This is a genomic window from Streptococcus pseudopneumoniae, from assembly GCF_001070815.1.
Taxonomy (GTDB): Bacteria; Bacillota; Bacilli; order Lactobacillales; family Streptococcaceae; genus Streptococcus; species Streptococcus pseudopneumoniae_P.
In genome coordinates this window covers 1-15,116 of sequence record NZ_JVLX01000016.1, presented here as the reverse complement: position 1 = coordinate 15,116, position 15,116 = coordinate 1, and the positions used below count along the sequence as shown (strand labels likewise).

Below are 15,116 nucleotides of genomic sequence, written 5' to 3'. Positions count from 1 at the left end.
GAGCAACCTGCGGCTAGTTTCCTAGTTTGCTCTTTGATTTTCATTGAGTATAAATAAATACTTCAAAGCCTGCAAAAATCTGAAATATCCTCCTACAATTTGATATAATAGAGAGAAGAAATCATTTGAAGGAGGAAATGATGTCGGTTTTAGTAAAAGAAGTGATTGAAAAGCTTAGACTAGACATTGTCTATGGCGAACCAGAATTACTTGAAAAGGAAATTAATACCGCGGACATTACGCGACCTGGTCTTGAAATGACGGGCTATTTTGACTATTATACGCCTGAGCGAATCCAGCTCTTGGGAATGAAGGAGTGGTCCTATCTCGTTTCGATGTCCTCTCACAACCGTTACCAAGTCTTGAAAAAAATGTTTCTACCTGAGACACCTGCGGTTATTGTTGCTCGTGGTTTGGTGGTTCCTGAGGAGATGCTAAAGGCAGCTAGAGAATGTAAGATTGCTATTTTAACTAGCCGTACGGCGACCAGTCGATTGTCTGGAGAGTTATCTAGCTATTTGGATTCTCGTTTGGCAGAACGGACCAGTGTGCATGGTGTCTTGATGGATATCTATGGAATGGGTGTCTTGATTCAGGGAGATAGTGGTATCGGTAAGAGTGAGACAGGTTTAGAGCTTGTCAAACGTGGTCACCGCTTGGTAGCTGATGACCGTGTCGATATCTTTGCCAAGGATGAGATTACTCTTTGGGGTGAACCAGCTGAAATCTTGAAACATTTGATTGAAATTCGTGGTGTTGGGATTATCGATGTTATGAGTCTCTACGGTGCGAGTGCGGTCAAGGATTCTTCACAAGTCCAGCTAGCCGTTTACCTGGAAAATTACGATACGCATAAGACTTTTGATCGTCTTGGAAACAATGCCGAGGAAATAGAAATTTCTGGCGTAGGCATTCCTCGTATCCGCATTCCAGTTAAAACTGGTCGTAATATCTCTGTCGTGATTGAGGCAGCTGCCATGAATTATCGTGCCAAGGAAATGGGCTTTGATGCGACGCGTTTATTCGAAGAACGTTTGACAAATCTCATTGCTCAGAACGAGGTGCCTAATGCTTGATCCAATTGCTATTCATCTAGGCCCTATAGCCATTCGTTGGTATGCCTTGTGTATTGTGACAGGCTTGATTCTTGCGGTTTATTTGACCATGAAAGAAGCGCCTAGAAAGAAGATCATACCAGACGATATTTTAGATTTCATCTTGATAGCCTTTCCCTTGGCTATTTTAGGAGCTCGTCTCTACTATGTTATTTTCCGTTTTGATTACTATAGTCAGAATTTGGGAGAGATTTTTGCCATTTGGAATGGTGGTTTGGCCATTTACGGTGGTTTGATAACTGGGGCTCTTGTCCTCTATATCTTTGCTGATCGTAAACTCATCAATACTTGGGATTTTCTAGATATTGCGGCACCTAGCGTCATGATTGCCCAAAGTCTAGGCCGCTGGGGTAATTTCTTTAACCAAGAAGCTTATGGTGCAGCAGTGGATAATCTGGATTATCTACCTGGCTTTATTCGTGACCAGATGTATATTGAGGGGAGCTACCGTCAACCGACCTTCCTTTATGAATCTCTATGGAATCTACTTGGCTTTGCCTTGATTCTGATTTTTAGACGAAAATGGAAGAGCCTCAGACGAGGTCATATTACTGCTTTCTACTTGATTTGGTATGGTTTCGGTCGCATGGTCATCGAAGGTATGCGGACAGATAGCCTCATGTTCTTTGGACTTCGAGTATCTCAATGGCTTTCAGTTGTTCTTATCGGATTGGGTATTTTTATCATTCTTTATCAAAATCGTAAGAAGGCCCCTTACTATGTTACAGAGGAGGAAAATTAAATGTTAGAAGTTGCATATATTCTTGTAGCCCTTGCTTTGATTGTATTTTTAGTGTATTTAATCATTACTGTACAAAAGCTTGGTCGTGTTATAGATGAAACAGAGAAGACGATTAAAACCTTAACTTCAGATGTGGATGTGACCTTGCATCATACCAATGAATTGCTGTCTAAGGTCAATGTCTTGGCAGATGATATTAACGTCAAGGTGGCAACGATTGATCCACTCTTTAGTGCAGTTGCAGATTTATCTCTATCTGTTTCAGATCTTAATGACCATGCGCGTGTATTGAGTAAGAAAGCTTCATCAGCTGGTTCAAAAACACTCAAGACTGGTGCAAGTCTGTCAGCTCTTCGTGTAGCAAGTAAATTTTTCAAAAAATAAAAAAGGAGAATCCTTATGGGTAAACTATCCTCAATCCTTTTAGGAACCGTTTCAGGTGCAGCTCTTGCCTTGTTTTTAACAAGCGACAAGGGCAAACAAGTTTGCAGTCAGGCTCAAGATTTTCTAGATGATTTGAGAGAAGATCCTGAGTATGCCAAGGAGCAGGTCTGTGAAAAACTGACAGAAGTTAAGGAGCAGGCTACAGATTTTGTTCTTAAAACCAAAGAACAGGTTGAGTCAGGTGAAATCACTGTGGACAGTGTACTTGCTCAAGCCAAATCATGTGCTCGCCAAGCGACAGAAGCATCAAAAGATCGATTCAATAATCACAAGGAGCAATGGCAAGAAAAGGCCGAAACTCTTGATGAATCAGAAGAGATTGTTATTGACATAACAGAAGAATAAACCATCACCATCTCTGGACGGACTATGTGTCTGGGGATGGTGATTTTTTTCTCGTAGCGTGTCTTTGTGGTATAATAATTACTATGCAGAAAAAACCAACGTCAGCCTATGTGCACATCCCATTTTGTACCCAGATTTGTTATTATTGTGACTTTTCAAAAGTTTTTATCAAGAATCAGCCGGTAGATAGTTATTTGGAACATCTGTTAGAAGAGTTTCAATCTTATGATATTCAAAAGTTGCGAACCCTCTACATCGGTGGTGGCACACCGACAGCTTTATCAGCTTCGCAACTGGAGGTGTTATTGAAGGGATTGACTAAAAACTTGGACCTGTCTGTTTTAGAAGAGTTGACTATTGAGGCTAATCCAGGCGACTTGGATGCGGATAAGATTGCTGTTTTGAAAAACTCGGCTGTCAACCGTGTTTCGCTAGGTGTGCAGACCTTTGATGACAAGATGCTGAAAAAGATTGGGCGCAGTCATTTGGAGAAGGATATTTATGAAAATATCGACCGTCTGAAACTGGCTGGTTTTGACAATATCTCCATCGATTTGATTTATGCACTGCCTGGTCAGACCATGGAGCAGGTCAAGGAAAATGTGGCTAAGGCTATTGGGCTGGATATTCCTCATATGAGTTTGTATAGCTTGATTTTGGAAAATCATACGGTCTTTATGAACCGTATGCGACGAGGGAAGTTGCCTCTGCCTAAGGAGGAAGTGGAAGCTGAGATGTTTGAATATATCATCGCAGAGCTGGAGCGAGCTGGTTTTGAGCATTATGAGATTTCCAATTTCTCAAAGTCTGGTTTTGAAAGTCGCCACAATCTCATGTACTGGGACAATGCTGAATACTATGGCATCGGTGCTGGGGCATCCGGCTATGTCAACGGAGTGCGATATAAGAATCATAGTCCCATTCGTCATTATCTCAATGCAGTTGAGGAAGGCAATGCTCGGATCACAGAAGAACACCTGAGTCAAAAGGAACAAATGGAAGAGGAAATGTTCTTGGGCCTCCGCAAGAAATCAGGAGTCTCTATAGCGCGATTTGAGGAAAAATTTGGACGGTCTTTTGATGGACTTTATGGAGAAATTGTCAAGGACTTGGTTCAACAAGGTCTCATGCAAATAGACGGTAATCGCGTGCGCATGACAAAAAGAGGTCTCTTTTTAGGAGACACCGTAGCAGAACGATTTATTTTGGAGTAGGATCATGGGCTTAACTTATCAAATGAAAATGAAAATTCCTTTTGATATGGCTGATATGAACGGTCATATCAAACTTCCAGATGTGATTTTGCTGTCACTGCAAGTTTCAGGGATGCAGTCGATTGAACTGGGAGTTAGTGATAAGGCCATTTTGGAAGACTATAATCTGGTCTGGATTATCACAGACTATGATATTGAAGTGGTTCGTTTGCCTCGTTTTGCGGAAGAAATTACCATTGAAACAGAAGCTTTGAGCTACAATCGACTCTTTTGTTATCGTCGCTTTACCATTTATGATGAAGCAGGGCAGGAGCTCATCCACATGTTGGCGACCTTTGTTCTCATGGACCGAGACAGTCGAAAAGTCCATGCTGTAGAACCTGAGATTGTGGCTCCTTACCAGTCTGATTTTGATAAAAAACTTATCCGCGGACCAAAGTATGAGTCCTTGGAAGAACCAATCAGCAAGGATTACCATGTTCGTTTTTACGACTTGGATATGAATGGCCATGTCAACAACAGTAAATACTTGGACTGGATTTTTGAGGTCATGGGAGCGGATTTTTTGACCCACTATATTCCCAAGAAAATCAATCTCAAGTATGTCAAGGAAGTTCGACCAGGTGGGGTGATTACATCGGCTGTTGAACGGACTGGACTGGAGAGCAAACATGAGATTACAAGCGACGGTGCTACCAATGCCCAAGCTATCATTACTTGGCAAGAAATGAAGAAGGATTAGAGAAAAATATGAAATATAAAGGCTATTTAATTGATTTAGACGGAACGATTTATAAGGGGAAGGATCGAATTCCAGCAGGAGAAGCTTTTGTCCATGAATTGCAAAAGCGGGATATCCCCTATCTCTTTGTGACCAACAATACAACCCGCACTCCAGAGAGTGTTCAAGAGATGTTGGCTCAGAATTTTAATATCGATACGCCCCTATCGACTGTCTACACAGCTACTTTGGCGACTATCGACTATATGAACGACTTGGGGCTTGAAAAGACGGTATATGTTATCGGAGAATCAGGTCTCAAGGAAGCCATCAAGGCGGCTGGTTATGTGGAAGACAAGGATAATCCAGCCTATGTGGTAGTAGGTCTGGACTGGCAAGTTGATTATGAAAAATTTGCGACAGCAACTCTTGCTATCCAAAAGGGAGCTCATTTTATCGGAACCAACCCTGACCTCAACATCCCGACAGAGCGCGGTCTTTTGCCAGGTGCTGGTTCACTGATTACCCTTCTTGAAGTGGCAACACGAGTAAAGCCTGTTTATATTGGAAAACCAAATGCTATCATTATGGACAAGGCGGTTGAGCACTTAGGTTTGGAACGTGAAGAATTAATCATGGTTGGGGATAACTACTTAACAGATATCCGAGCAGGGATTGACAATGGCATTCCAACGCTCTTGGTGACAACAGGTTTTACCAAGGCAGAAGAAGTGGCAGACCTGCCAATCGCACCGACTCATGTGGTTTCTAGCCTTGCGGAGTGGAATTTTGATGAAAACTAAACTGACTTTTTGGAGCTCTATGCTCTTTCTCCTCTCCCTCTCAATCCTTTTGACCATTTATTTGGCTTGGATTTTTTATCCTTTGGAGATTGAGTGGCTGAACTTGACGGATCGAGTTTATCTAAAACCAGAAACCATTCAATACAATTTTCATATCTTGATGAATTATCTGACCAATCCCTTCAGTCAGGTCTTGCAGATGCCAGATTTTCGTTCGTCAGCAGCTGGTCTGCACCACTTTGCGGTTGTGAAGAATCTCTTTCATCTAGTTCAATTTATTGCCCTTGTGACACTACCAAGCTTCTATTTCTTTGCCAATAAGATTGTGAAAAAGGGCTTTTTGTCTCTCTTTTGTAAAAGTCTCCTAGCTCTAGTAGTCTTGCCTTTGCTGATTGGGCTTGGGGGAGTTTTGATTGGTTTTGATCAATTCTTTACTCTTTTCCATCAAATTCTCTTTGTGGGAGATGATACCTGGCTTTTTGACCCAGCCAAGGATCCAGTTATTCTGATTTTGCCAGAGACCTTCTTCCTTCATGCCTTTCTTCTCTTTTTTGCCCTCTATGAAAGCTTCTTTGGCTATCTTTATCTGAAAAGTCGTAGGAAATAATACTAAGATGTTCTTATTTTGAATAAATAAGTTAGGTATGTGATTCGAAACTATTGTCAAGAGTGAATTAACTAAATCTACATTGCCTCAATCGTTCGCAAACAGTCTATTTTTCTTGAAAAAATAGGCTTTTTTTATAAAAATCCCTAGTCAAGCGCTTTATTTTTTTGTATAATAGAACTAGCAAAGTATAGATAAGAAGAGAAAAGCATGATTACACTATTTCTATCACCGAGCTGTACTTCATGTCGTAAGGCGAAGGCCTGGTTAGAAAAACATAAGGTGCCCTTTGAGGAGCATAATATTATGACCAGCCCTTTAACAAGAAAAGAATTGCAACACATTCTTTCCTTGACCGAAAATGGTACTGATGACATCATTTCAACTCGTTCAAAAATTTTTCAAAAATTAGATATTGATGTAGAAAGTATTTCGGTATCGGAATTGCTTCATTTGATTGAGCAGTATCCTAGTCTTTTACGTCGTCCAATTATTATCGATGCCAAACGCATGCAGATCGGTTTTAATGAAGATGAAATTCGTGCTTTTCTCCCTCGTAGTTACCGTAAGCAAGAACTAAAAGAAGCAAGAATGAGAGCTGGTATTAGTTAATGAACAAACAGTATAGTTACCCACTAGATTTGTCGTGGAGCACTGAAGAACTTGCTTCAGTGCTTTCTTTTTTTAATGATGTTGAAGCTGCCTACGAAAGCAAGGTAGAGGCTAAAAAGCTACTGGATTCCTATAAGGGATTCAAAGCAGTCGTGCCAGGCAAGAGCGAAGAAAAACGTTTGGGACGAGAATTTGAAACGGTTAGTGGCTATTCGCTTTACCGAGCAGTTCAGGCTGCCAAGGAAAAAGGGGAAGGAAAGATTTCTCTTGGAAAGTAAATTTGAATTTGCTAAAGAGCTTGTTAAGAAAGCAGGCCAGTATATCCTTGACCATATGCAGGAAGACTTGCAGGTTGAGATTAAAACCTCTCCGACAGACTTGGTGACCAGACTGGACAAGGAAGTTCAGGAGCTTTTGGTTAGTGAGATTTTGTCCCGTTATCCTGAGGATAAGATTTGTGCTGAAGAGGGCTGTTTGCGAGCTTCAGTTCAAGAGGGAAAAGTCTGGGTCATTGATCCCATTGATGGTACCAATAATTTTGTCGCCCAGCAGGAAGATTTTGCTGTCATGATGGCTTATTTTGAAAATGGTCAGGGCCAGTTTGGTCTGATTTATGATGTGGTCAAAGGGGATTGTTATCACGGTGGTGGTAAGTTTCCAGTTTGCCGAAATGATCAGCCCCTAGCTCCCTTTAAAGCCAAACCTCTTGGAGATTTTCTCATTGCGGGAAATAGTGGTATGTTGGAGACCAATGAATGGGGGTTGGCTGACTTAAGCCGAGCGGTTCTTGGTGTTCGTGTCTATGGAAGTGCGGCTATTAGTTTTGCCAAGATCTTGTCAGGGCGTTTGTTGACCTATGTCACCTATCTGCAACCATGGGATTATGCTGCGGCTAGTATTTTAGGGGAAAGTCTGGGCTATCGGGTGGTGACCCTTTCTGGCCAAGCTCTTGATTTTCAAACCAGACAGCCAGTCATGATGGTGCCTCTTGAGATGCAGGAGGAGATTCAGTCCTATATTTATGAAAGGAAAAGAACTTAAATGCAATTTCCAAAAGGATTTGTTGAAAAATATGAAGAGATACTAGGAGATGAGGCAAGAGATTTTCTTGCCTCTTTTGAGGAGGAAGCGGTTTCGGCCTTTCGGGTCAATCCCTTAAAAGAAGCGCCAGTTTCCTTTCCTGATGCCATTCCTCAAACTCCCTGGGGTCACTATGGGAAGGTTTCAGGAAAATCGCCTGAGCATGCTACTGGTTTGGTTTATTCGCAAGAACCTGCTGCCCAGATGGTGGCTCAGATCGCCCAACCCAGTCCTGGAATGAAGGTATTGGATTTGGCTGCGGCACCAGGTGGCAAATCAACTCAGCTAGCAGCCTATCTAGCAGGAGAAGGCATTCTTATTTCCAACGAAATCTCAAGCAAACGGGCTAAGATTTTAGTAGAAAATATGGAGCGCTTTGGAGCGACAAATGTCGTGGTGACCAACGAATCTGCTGACCGCTTGGCCAGGGTCTTTAAAGGCTATTTTGACCTCATTGTCCTTGATGCCCCTTGCTCGGGGGAAGGAATGTTCCGTAAGCAGCCAGATGCTATGGACTATTGGAGCTTAGATTATCCGAGTCAATGTGCTAGTTTGCAAAGAGAAATTCTAGCGGCTGCGGTGACCATGTTAGCTGAAGGTGGTCGTCTGGTTTATTCGACCTGTACCTGGGCCCCCGAGGAAAACGAAGAGATTGTCAATTGGTTGTTGGATGAGTATGATTTTGACTTGTTGCCAGTTGAACATATCAATGGAATGGTAGCTGGCATTGACTTGCCAGAAACGGCTCGGATGTATCCTCATCATTTTAAGGGAGAAGGGCAGTTTGTAGCCCATCTACAGTTTAAGGGTGAAAATCCAGCCCCTAAATTTAAAGCAAGTAAGAGCAACCTCAGCCGAGAACAAGTTACTTTGTGGCAGGAATTTGCCAAAAAACATTTGAAGGTCAATCTACCGGGTATCTTGCAGACTTTTGGAGACCAACTCTATCTCTTGCCAGAACTTTTGCCAGATTTAGGGAAGCTCAAGATTGCTAGGAATGGCCTGCATCTGGGTACCTTTAAGAAGAAACGTTTTGAACCCAGTTTTGCTCTTGGCTTAGCCTTGAAACCGAGTCAGGTTAAGCAGTCGGTTGAAATTGACCAAGAAGCGTTTGTAAAGTATGTGGCTGGAGAAACAGTTCAGCTGGCTGAAAGTCTGCCAAATGGTTGGTACCAAGTTTTGGTTCAGGGCAATGGTTTGGGCTTTGCTAAGGTGACTGGAAATGTTTTGAAAAATTATTTTCCAAAAGGCCTCAGATTCAAGTGAAAATGCTAGTCAAAGTAGCTTGTCTATGTTATAGTGGAAGTATGGATTTTTTTCAAATTGTCTTTCATTTTAAGTCAAAATTGGTGGAAACGGTAACTGAGCAAATTTCAAGTAAAACCAAGCTCAGAACTTCAGTAGACTCCTGATTTAAAAAAAGAAAAACATAAATAAATAGTTGAAAAAATTCACAGCATTCACCATTATTTTCAAGGAGAAAAACAGTGAAAAAAAGGAAAAAACTCGCTCTATCTCTTGCGGCTCTTTTGCTAGCAGGTTCTTTGGCGGGATGTGCTAGCTGGATTGATCGTGGAGAATCCATGACAGCTGTTGGCTCAACGGCTCTTCAGCCCTTGGTCGAAGCTGCAGCAGATGAATTTGGCTCTCTGCACGTTGGGAAAACAGTCAACGTCCAAGGTGGAGGATCTGGTACTGGTCTGTCTCAGGTTCAGTCCGGAGCCGTTGATGTAGGAAATTCAGACGTATTTGCCGAGGAAAAAGACGGTATCAACGCATCCGCTCTAATGGACCATAAGGTAGCCGTAGCGGGCTTGGCAGTCATTGTAAATAAGGAAGTTGACGTTGAAAATCTGACAACTGAACAACTCCGTAGCATCTTCACAGGTCAAGTGACCAACTGGAAAGAAGTCGGTGGGAAAGACCTAGCTATTTCTATTATCAACCGCGCGGCAAGTTCAGGTTCGCGTGCAACCTTTGATAGTGTTATCATGGATGGTCAATCTGCCGTGCAGAGTCAAGAACAGGATTCAAACGGGATGGTCAAAAACATTGTTTCCCAGACACCAGGAGCTATTTCTTACCTAGCCTTTGCCTATGTGGATGACTCAGTTAAACGTATGAAGTTGAATGGCTATGAGCCGATTGCAGAAAATGTTACAACCAATAACTGGCCTTTGTGGTCTTATGAACACATGTACACCCTAGGTCAACCAAATGAATTGGTGGCAGAATTCCTCAACTTTGTCCTCTCAGATGAAGCGCAAAGTGGAATCGTTAAGGGAATGGGCTATATTTCTGTTAAGGAAATGAAGGTTGAAAAAGATGCTGTAGGAACGGTGACAGCACTAGAAGGGAGTCAATAATGAATCAAGAAGAATTAGCTAAAAAATTACTTTCTCCCTCAAAGAACTCTCGTCTAGAGAAACTAGGAAAAGGCTTGACCTTTGCCTGTCTGTCTTTGATTGTCATCATTGTGGCTATGATTTTGATTTTCGTAGCCCAAAAAGGTTTGTCGACCTTCTTTGTAAATGGGGTTAATATCTTTGATTTCCTCTTTGGACAAACTTGGAATCCTTCAGGTAAACAATTTGGTGCGCTTCCAATGATTTTGGGTTCCTTTATTGTCACAATCCTATCAGCCCTTATCGCAACCCCTTTTGCCATTGGTGCGGCAGTCTTTATGACCGAAGTCTCACCAAAAGGTGCTAAAATTTTGCAACCAGCTATTGAATTGCTGGTTGGGATTCCTTCCGTCGTGTATGGATTTATCGGTTTGCAGGTCGTTGTTCCCTTTGTTCGTAGTATCTTTGGTGGAACTGGTTTTGGGATTCTGTCAGGGATTTTCGTACTCTTTGTCATGATTTTACCGACGGTAACCTTTATGACAACAGATAGCTTGCGTGCGGTGCCTCGTCACTACCGCGAAGCTAGTTTGGCTATGGGGGCTACTCGTTGGCAAACCATCTGGCGCGTGACCTTGAAGGCAGCGCGTTCAGGGATTTTTACAGCAGTGGTCTTTGGGATGGCGCGTGCCTTTGGTGAAGCTCTAGCCATTCAGATGGTGGTCGGAAACTCAGCCGTAGTCCCAACTTCACTAACAACACCTGCTGCGACCTTGACCTCTGTTTTGACCATGGGTATCGGAAATACCGTTATGGGAACTGTTGACAATAACGTTCTCTGGTCACTAGCCTTAGTCTTGCTTTTGATGAGTTTGGCCTTCAACAGTGTGATTAAATTGATTACGAAAGAAAGAGGAAAGAAAAACTATGCACGCTAAGAAATTAGATAAAATTGCAACAGCTGTCCTCTACTCAATTGCAGGAATTATCGTTGCCATCTTGGCATCCTTGATTCTCTATATCTTGGTTCGTGGTTTGCCCCACATCTCTTGGTCTTTCTTGACTGGCAAATCATCTTCTTACCAAGCAGGCGGAGGGATTGGAATTCAGCTCTATAATTCCTTCTTCCTTTTGGTTATTACCTTGATTATCTCTGTTCCCTTGTCTATGGGTGCTGGGATTTTCCTAGCCGAATATGCTAAGAAAGGTCCTGTTACCAACTTTGTCAGAACCTGTATTGAAATCTTGTCTTCACTGCCATCTGTGGTTGTAGGTCTCTTTGGTTACTTGATCTTTGTAGTTCAGTTTGAGTATGGATTTTCAATTATTTCAGGGGCCTTGGCCTTGACAGTCTTTAACCTGCCTCAGATGACTCGTAATGTTGAGGACAGTTTGAAACACGTTCACCATACGCAACGTGAGGCTGGTCTGGCCCTTGGGATTTCTCGTTGGGAGACAGTTGTCCATGTGGTCATTCCAGAAGCTCTTCCAGGTATTGTGACTGGGGTCGTCTTAGCTTCTGGTCGTATTTTTGGTGAGGCGGCTGCTTTGATCTATACTGCAGGACAATCCGCTCCAGCTCTTGACTGGTCTAACTGGAATATTCTCAGTGTAACCAGCCCAATCTCTATCTTCCGTCAAGCAGAAACCTTGGCTGTCCACATCTGGAAGGTCAATAGTGAAGGTACTATTCCAGATGGAACCATCGTATCAGCAGGTTCTGCAGCCGTGCTCCTCATCTTTATCCTCATCTTTAACTTTGGAGCCCGCAAACTCGGAAGCTACCTACATAAGAAATTAACCGCTGCCTAAAGGAGAAGCCATGTCAAAATATAATTGGGATGAAAAGCATATCATCACCTTTCCTGAAGAGAAAGTGGCCCTCTCTACTAAGGATTTACATGTTTACTACGGTAAAAATGAATCTATTAAGGGCATCGATATGCAATTTGAAAAAAATAAAATTACAGCCTTAATTGGCCCTTCTGGTTCAGGGAAATCAACCTACCTCCGCAGTCTCAACCGTATGAATGATACCATTGATATTGCCAAGGTAACAGGTCAAATCCTCTACCAAGGGATTGATGTCAACCGTCCAGAAATCAACGTCTATGAGATGCGTAAGCACATTGGAATGGTCTTTCAACGCCCAAATCCCTTTGCCAAGTCTATCTACCGTAACATCACTTTTGCCCATGAACGTGCAGGAGTTAAGGACAAGCAAGTCTTGGATGAAATTGTGGAAACCTCTCTCCGTCAGGCTGCCCTTTGGGACCAGGTCAAGGACGATTTGCACAAGTCTGCCTTGACCCTATCAGGTGGTCAGCAGCAACGTCTCTGTATCGCTCGTGCTATCTCTGTTAAACCAGATATCCTCTTGATGGATGAACCTGCGTCAGCCTTGGATCCGATTGCGACAGCCCAACTGGAAGAAACGATGTTGGAATTGAAGAAGGACTTTACCATCATCATCGTGACCCACAGTATGCAGCAGGCTGCGCGTGCTAGTGACTACACAGGATTTTTCTACTTGGGTGACTTGATTGAGTACGATAAGACCTCTAATATTTTCCAAAATGCCAAACTACAGTCAACCAATGACTACGTAACAGGACACTTTGGATAGAAAGGAAACAGTATGACAGAAGCGATTTTACAGGTGTCAGACCTGTCCGTTTACTACAATCAAAAGAAGGCCTTGAATAGTGTTTCCCTATCTTTCCAACCTAAGGAAATTACAGCCTTGATTGGTCCATCTGGATCAGGGAAGTCAACCCTTCTCAAGGCTATCAACCGTATGGGGGATCTCAATCCAGAGGTAACCACAACTGGTTCAGTGGTATACAACGGCCACAACATTTACAGCCCACGTACAGATACAGTTGAATTGCGTAAGGAAATCGGTATGGTCTTTCAACAGCCCAATCCCTTCCCTATGTCTATCTACGAAAATGTTGTTTACGGGCTTCGTATCAATGGAGTGAAGGACAAGCAGGTTCTGGATGAAGCGGTAGAAAAAGCCTTGCAACGAGCTTCCATCTGGGATGAGGTCAAGGATCGCCTACATGATTCAGCTATCGGGCTTTCAGGTGGACAACAGCAACGTGTCTGTGTTGCCCGTGTCTTGGCAACCAGCCCTAAAATCATTCTCTTGGATGAACCGACTTCAGCCTTGGACCCTATCTCTGCTGGTAAGATTGAGGAAACCTTGTATGGTCTAAAAGATAAATACACCATGCTTTTGGTTACGCGTTCTATGCAACAAGCCTCTCGTATCTCTGACAAGACAGGATTTTTCCTAGATGGAGATTTGATTGAGTTTAACGATACCAAGAAGATGTTCCTCAACCCACAACATAAGGAAACAGAAGATTATATTTCAGGAAAATTTGGATAAGGAGATAAATGATGTTACGTTCTCAATTTGAAGAAGATTTAGAGAAATTGCATAACCAGTTCTATGCTATGGGACAAGAAGTGCTATCTCAAATCAATCGTACAGTGCGTGCCTTTGTTACGCATGACCGTGATTTGGCCAAGGAAGTCATCGAAGACGATGCAGAAGTAAACGAATACGAAGTGAAATTGGAAAAGAAATCATTTGAAATGATTGCCCTTCAACAACCCGTTTCTCAGGACTTGCGTACTGTTTTGACAGTCTTGAAGGCTGTATCTGACTTGGAACGTATGGGTGACCATGCCGTTTCCATTGCCAAGGCGGCAATTCGTATGAAGGGGGAGCAACGCATCCCAGCTGTTGAAGAAGAAATAAAGAGAATGGGTCGCGATGTCAAGAACTTCGTCGAAGCAGCCCTTGAACTCTATCTCAATGGTTCAGTAGACCAGGCCTATGAAGTAGCAGCCATGGACGAAAAAATCAACCATTACTTTGATAGCATTCGTGACTTGGCTACAGAAGAAATCAAGAAAAATCCTGATGCCATTGTTACAGGTCGTGATTATTTCCAAGTGATTGCCTTCTTGGAACGCATTGGAGACTATGCTAAAAATATCTGTGAATGGGTTGTTTACTTTGAAACAGGTAAGATTGTCGAACTATAAAATAGATTTATTCTGTATAAAAAGGAGCTTGGAATCAACTAATAGCTCCTTTTATTGAATGAAAAAAATATTTTTAAGATAAAAATTCAAAAAACACTTGACAAGCAACTCGGATAGCGTTATAATTATACAAAATTAACAGAGAGGTTGTTTATTTATGAAATCAAAAAAATGGATATTTGTTTTATGTAGTTTTCTTGCAAGTTTCTTCTTAGTAGCTTGCCAGTCGGGTTCTAATGAGTCTCAGTCAGCTGTTGAAGCCATTAAGCAAAAGGGGAAATTAGTTGTGGCGACTAGTCCTGACTATGCACCTTTTGAATTCCAATCCTTAGTTGACGGAAAAAACCAGGTAGTCGGTGCGGATATTGATATGGCCCAAGCTATCGCTGATGAACTTGGGGTGAAGTTGGAAATTTCAAGCATGAGTTTTGACAATGTATTGACCAGTCTTCAAACTGGTAAGGCTGACCTAGCGGTTGCAGGAATTAGCGCTACTGATGAGAGAAAAGAAGTCTTTGATTTTTCAATCCCTTACTATGAAAACAAGATTAGTTTCTTGGTTCGTAAGTCTGATGTAGAAAAATACAAGAATTTAATTAGCCTTGAAAGTGCTAATATTGCAGCCCAAAAAGGGACTGTTCCAGAATCAATGGTCAAGGAACAATTGCCAAAAGCTCAATTAACTTCCCTAACCAATATGGGTGAAGCTGTTAATGAATTACAGGCTGGAAAAGTTGATGCTGTTCACATGGATGAGCCAGTTGCCCTTAGCTACGCTGCTAAAAACGCCGACTTAGCTGTCGCAACTGTCAGCTTGAAGATGAAGGATGGAGAAGCTAATGCAGTTGCCCTTAGAAAAAATAGTGCTGATTTGAAAGAAGTGGTTGACAAGGTCATCCAAAAACTCAAGGATGAAGGAACTTACCAAAGCTATCTTGAAAAGGCAGCAAGCCTAACAGAAGTGGAATAATAATACTCAATGAAAATCAAAGAGCAAACTAGGAAGCTAGCCGCAAGCTGTACTTG

At 42.3% G+C, this 15,116-nt stretch carries 19 protein-coding genes; all 19 read left to right on the top strand.

Annotated features, from left to right (window positions below; all coding sequences use genetic code 11):
* Positions 1–140: 140 nt before the first annotated feature.
* On the top strand, positions 141–1,076 hold the full coding sequence (gene hprK, locus ADG81_RS01715; protein ID WP_000115152.1) for an HPr(Ser) kinase/phosphatase: 936 nt from the start codon (positions 141–143) through the stop codon (positions 1,074–1,076).
* Positions 1,069–1,857: a prolipoprotein diacylglyceryl transferase gene (gene lgt / locus ADG81_RS01710; protein ID WP_004262504.1), complete on the top strand. Its 789-nt coding sequence runs from the start codon at positions 1,069–1,071 to the stop codon at positions 1,855–1,857. The genes hprK and lgt overlap by 8 nt, the downstream gene beginning before the upstream one ends.
* Positions 1,858–2,241: a DUF948 domain-containing protein gene (locus tag ADG81_RS01705; protein WP_000895046.1), complete on the top strand. Its 384-nt coding sequence runs from the start codon at positions 1,858–1,860 to the stop codon at positions 2,239–2,241.
* A 15-nt stretch (positions 2,242–2,256) separates the two neighbouring features.
* Positions 2,257–2,646 (top strand): YtxH domain-containing protein, encoded by a 390-nt coding sequence (locus tag ADG81_RS01700; protein ID WP_049550720.1) that lies wholly within the window; start codon positions 2,257–2,259, stop codon positions 2,644–2,646.
* An 83-nt stretch (positions 2,647–2,729) separates the two neighbouring features.
* Positions 2,730–3,860: a radical SAM family heme chaperone HemW gene (gene hemW, locus ADG81_RS01695; protein WP_049550719.1), complete on the top strand. Its 1,131-nt coding sequence runs from the start codon at positions 2,730–2,732 to the stop codon at positions 3,858–3,860.
* A 4-nt stretch (positions 3,861–3,864) separates the two neighbouring features.
* Positions 3,865–4,602: an acyl-[acyl-carrier-protein] thioesterase gene (locus tag ADG81_RS01690; protein ID WP_049550718.1), complete on the top strand. Its 738-nt coding sequence runs from the start codon at positions 3,865–3,867 to the stop codon at positions 4,600–4,602.
* Positions 4,603–4,610: 8 nt separating this feature from the next.
* Positions 4,611–5,384 (top strand): TIGR01457 family HAD-type hydrolase, encoded by a 774-nt coding sequence (locus ADG81_RS01685; RefSeq protein ID WP_049550717.1) that lies wholly within the window; start codon positions 4,611–4,613, stop codon positions 5,382–5,384.
* Positions 5,374–5,991, top strand: a complete 618-nt coding sequence (locus ADG81_RS01680; protein ID WP_049550716.1) for a TIGR01906 family membrane protein — start codon at positions 5,374–5,376, stop codon at positions 5,989–5,991. Before ADG81_RS01685 ends, ADG81_RS01680 begins: the two co-directional genes overlap by 11 nt.
* A 210-nt stretch (positions 5,992–6,201) precedes the next feature.
* Entirely contained in the window at positions 6,202–6,603 is a 402-nt protein-coding gene (locus tag ADG81_RS01675) for a Spx/MgsR family RNA polymerase-binding regulatory protein (RefSeq protein ID WP_000631254.1), read from the top strand.
* Positions 6,603–6,881, top strand: coding sequence for a UPF0223 family protein (locus ADG81_RS01670; RefSeq protein ID WP_024057495.1), 279 nt, complete (start codon positions 6,603–6,605; stop codon positions 6,879–6,881). Before ADG81_RS01675 ends, ADG81_RS01670 begins: the two co-directional genes overlap by 1 nt.
* Positions 6,871–7,644 carry an inositol monophosphatase family protein gene (locus ADG81_RS01665; RefSeq protein ID WP_049550715.1) on the top strand — a complete coding sequence of 258 codons (774 nt, stop codon included), beginning with the start codon at positions 6,871–6,873 and terminating at the stop codon, positions 7,642–7,644. The genes ADG81_RS01670 and ADG81_RS01665 overlap by 11 nt, the downstream gene beginning before the upstream one ends.
* Positions 7,645–8,949, top strand: coding sequence for an RsmF rRNA methyltransferase first C-terminal domain-containing protein (locus tag ADG81_RS01660; protein WP_049550714.1), 1,305 nt, complete (start codon positions 7,645–7,647; stop codon positions 8,947–8,949).
* A gap of 221 nt (positions 8,950–9,170) precedes the next feature.
* A complete protein-coding gene (locus tag ADG81_RS01655; protein WP_049550713.1) occupies positions 9,171–10,049 on the top strand; it encodes a phosphate ABC transporter substrate-binding protein PstS family protein in 879 nt (292 codons plus the stop codon).
* A complete protein-coding gene (gene pstC, locus ADG81_RS01650) occupies positions 10,049–10,966 on the top strand; it encodes a phosphate ABC transporter permease subunit PstC (RefSeq protein ID WP_033686774.1) in 918 nt (305 codons plus the stop codon). Before ADG81_RS01655 ends, pstC begins: the two co-directional genes overlap by 1 nt.
* The gene (gene pstA / locus ADG81_RS01645) at positions 10,956–11,840 is read left to right on the top strand and encodes a phosphate ABC transporter permease PstA (RefSeq protein ID WP_000543046.1); all 885 of its coding nucleotides are present in this window, start codon (positions 10,956–10,958) and stop codon (positions 11,838–11,840) included. The genes pstC and pstA overlap by 11 nt, the downstream gene beginning before the upstream one ends.
* A 10-nt stretch (positions 11,841–11,850) precedes the next feature.
* A complete protein-coding gene (pstB, locus tag ADG81_RS01640; protein WP_000049848.1) occupies positions 11,851–12,654 on the top strand; it encodes a phosphate ABC transporter ATP-binding protein PstB in 804 nt (267 codons plus the stop codon).
* A 12-nt stretch (positions 12,655–12,666) separates the two neighbouring features.
* A complete protein-coding gene (gene pstB / locus ADG81_RS01635) occupies positions 12,667–13,425 on the top strand; it encodes a phosphate ABC transporter ATP-binding protein PstB (RefSeq protein WP_000133484.1) in 759 nt (252 codons plus the stop codon).
* Between the two features lie 11 nt (positions 13,426–13,436).
* Positions 13,437–14,090, top strand: a complete 654-nt coding sequence (gene phoU / locus ADG81_RS01630) for a phosphate signaling complex protein PhoU (protein ID WP_000946458.1) — start codon at positions 13,437–13,439, stop codon at positions 14,088–14,090.
* Positions 14,091–14,247: 157 nt separating this feature from the next.
* On the top strand, positions 14,248–15,060 hold the full coding sequence (locus ADG81_RS01625; protein WP_049550712.1) for an ABC transporter substrate-binding protein: 813 nt from the start codon (positions 14,248–14,250) through the stop codon (positions 15,058–15,060).
* Positions 15,061–15,116: the final 56 nt, after the last annotated feature.

Bases quoted from the DNA above. Each gene is read 5' to 3' on its own strand.
- hprK (WP_000115152.1), top strand. From the start codon at position 141: ATGTCGGTTTTAGTAAAAGAAGTGATTGAAAAGCTTAGACTAGACATT.
- lgt (WP_004262504.1), top strand. From the start codon at position 1,069: ATGCTTGATCCAATTGCTATTCATCTAGGCCCTATAGCCATTCGTTGG.
- ADG81_RS01705 (WP_000895046.1), top strand. From the start codon at position 1,858: ATGTTAGAAGTTGCATATATTCTTGTAGCCCTTGCTTTGATTGTATTT.
- ADG81_RS01700 (WP_049550720.1), top strand. From the start codon at position 2,257: ATGGGTAAACTATCCTCAATCCTTTTAGGAACCGTTTCAGGTGCAGCT.
- hemW (WP_049550719.1), top strand. From the start codon at position 2,730: ATGCAGAAAAAACCAACGTCAGCCTATGTGCACATCCCATTTTGTACC.
- ADG81_RS01690 (WP_049550718.1), top strand. From the start codon at position 3,865: ATGGGCTTAACTTATCAAATGAAAATGAAAATTCCTTTTGATATGGCT.
- ADG81_RS01685 (WP_049550717.1), top strand. From the start codon at position 4,611: ATGAAATATAAAGGCTATTTAATTGATTTAGACGGAACGATTTATAAG.
- ADG81_RS01680 (WP_049550716.1), top strand. From the start codon at position 5,374: ATGAAAACTAAACTGACTTTTTGGAGCTCTATGCTCTTTCTCCTCTCC.
- ADG81_RS01675 (WP_000631254.1), top strand. From the start codon at position 6,202: ATGATTACACTATTTCTATCACCGAGCTGTACTTCATGTCGTAAGGCG.
- ADG81_RS01670 (WP_024057495.1), top strand. From the start codon at position 6,603: ATGAACAAACAGTATAGTTACCCACTAGATTTGTCGTGGAGCACTGAA.
- ADG81_RS01660 (WP_049550714.1), top strand. From the start codon at position 7,645: ATGCAATTTCCAAAAGGATTTGTTGAAAAATATGAAGAGATACTAGGA.
- pstC (WP_033686774.1), top strand. From the start codon at position 10,049: ATGAATCAAGAAGAATTAGCTAAAAAATTACTTTCTCCCTCAAAGAAC.
- pstA (WP_000543046.1), top strand. From the start codon at position 10,956: ATGCACGCTAAGAAATTAGATAAAATTGCAACAGCTGTCCTCTACTCA.
- pstB (WP_000049848.1), top strand. From the start codon at position 11,851: ATGTCAAAATATAATTGGGATGAAAAGCATATCATCACCTTTCCTGAA.
- pstB (WP_000133484.1), top strand. From the start codon at position 12,667: ATGACAGAAGCGATTTTACAGGTGTCAGACCTGTCCGTTTACTACAAT.
- phoU (WP_000946458.1), top strand. From the start codon at position 13,437: ATGTTACGTTCTCAATTTGAAGAAGATTTAGAGAAATTGCATAACCAG.
- ADG81_RS01625 (WP_049550712.1), top strand. From the start codon at position 14,248: ATGAAATCAAAAAAATGGATATTTGTTTTATGTAGTTTTCTTGCAAGT.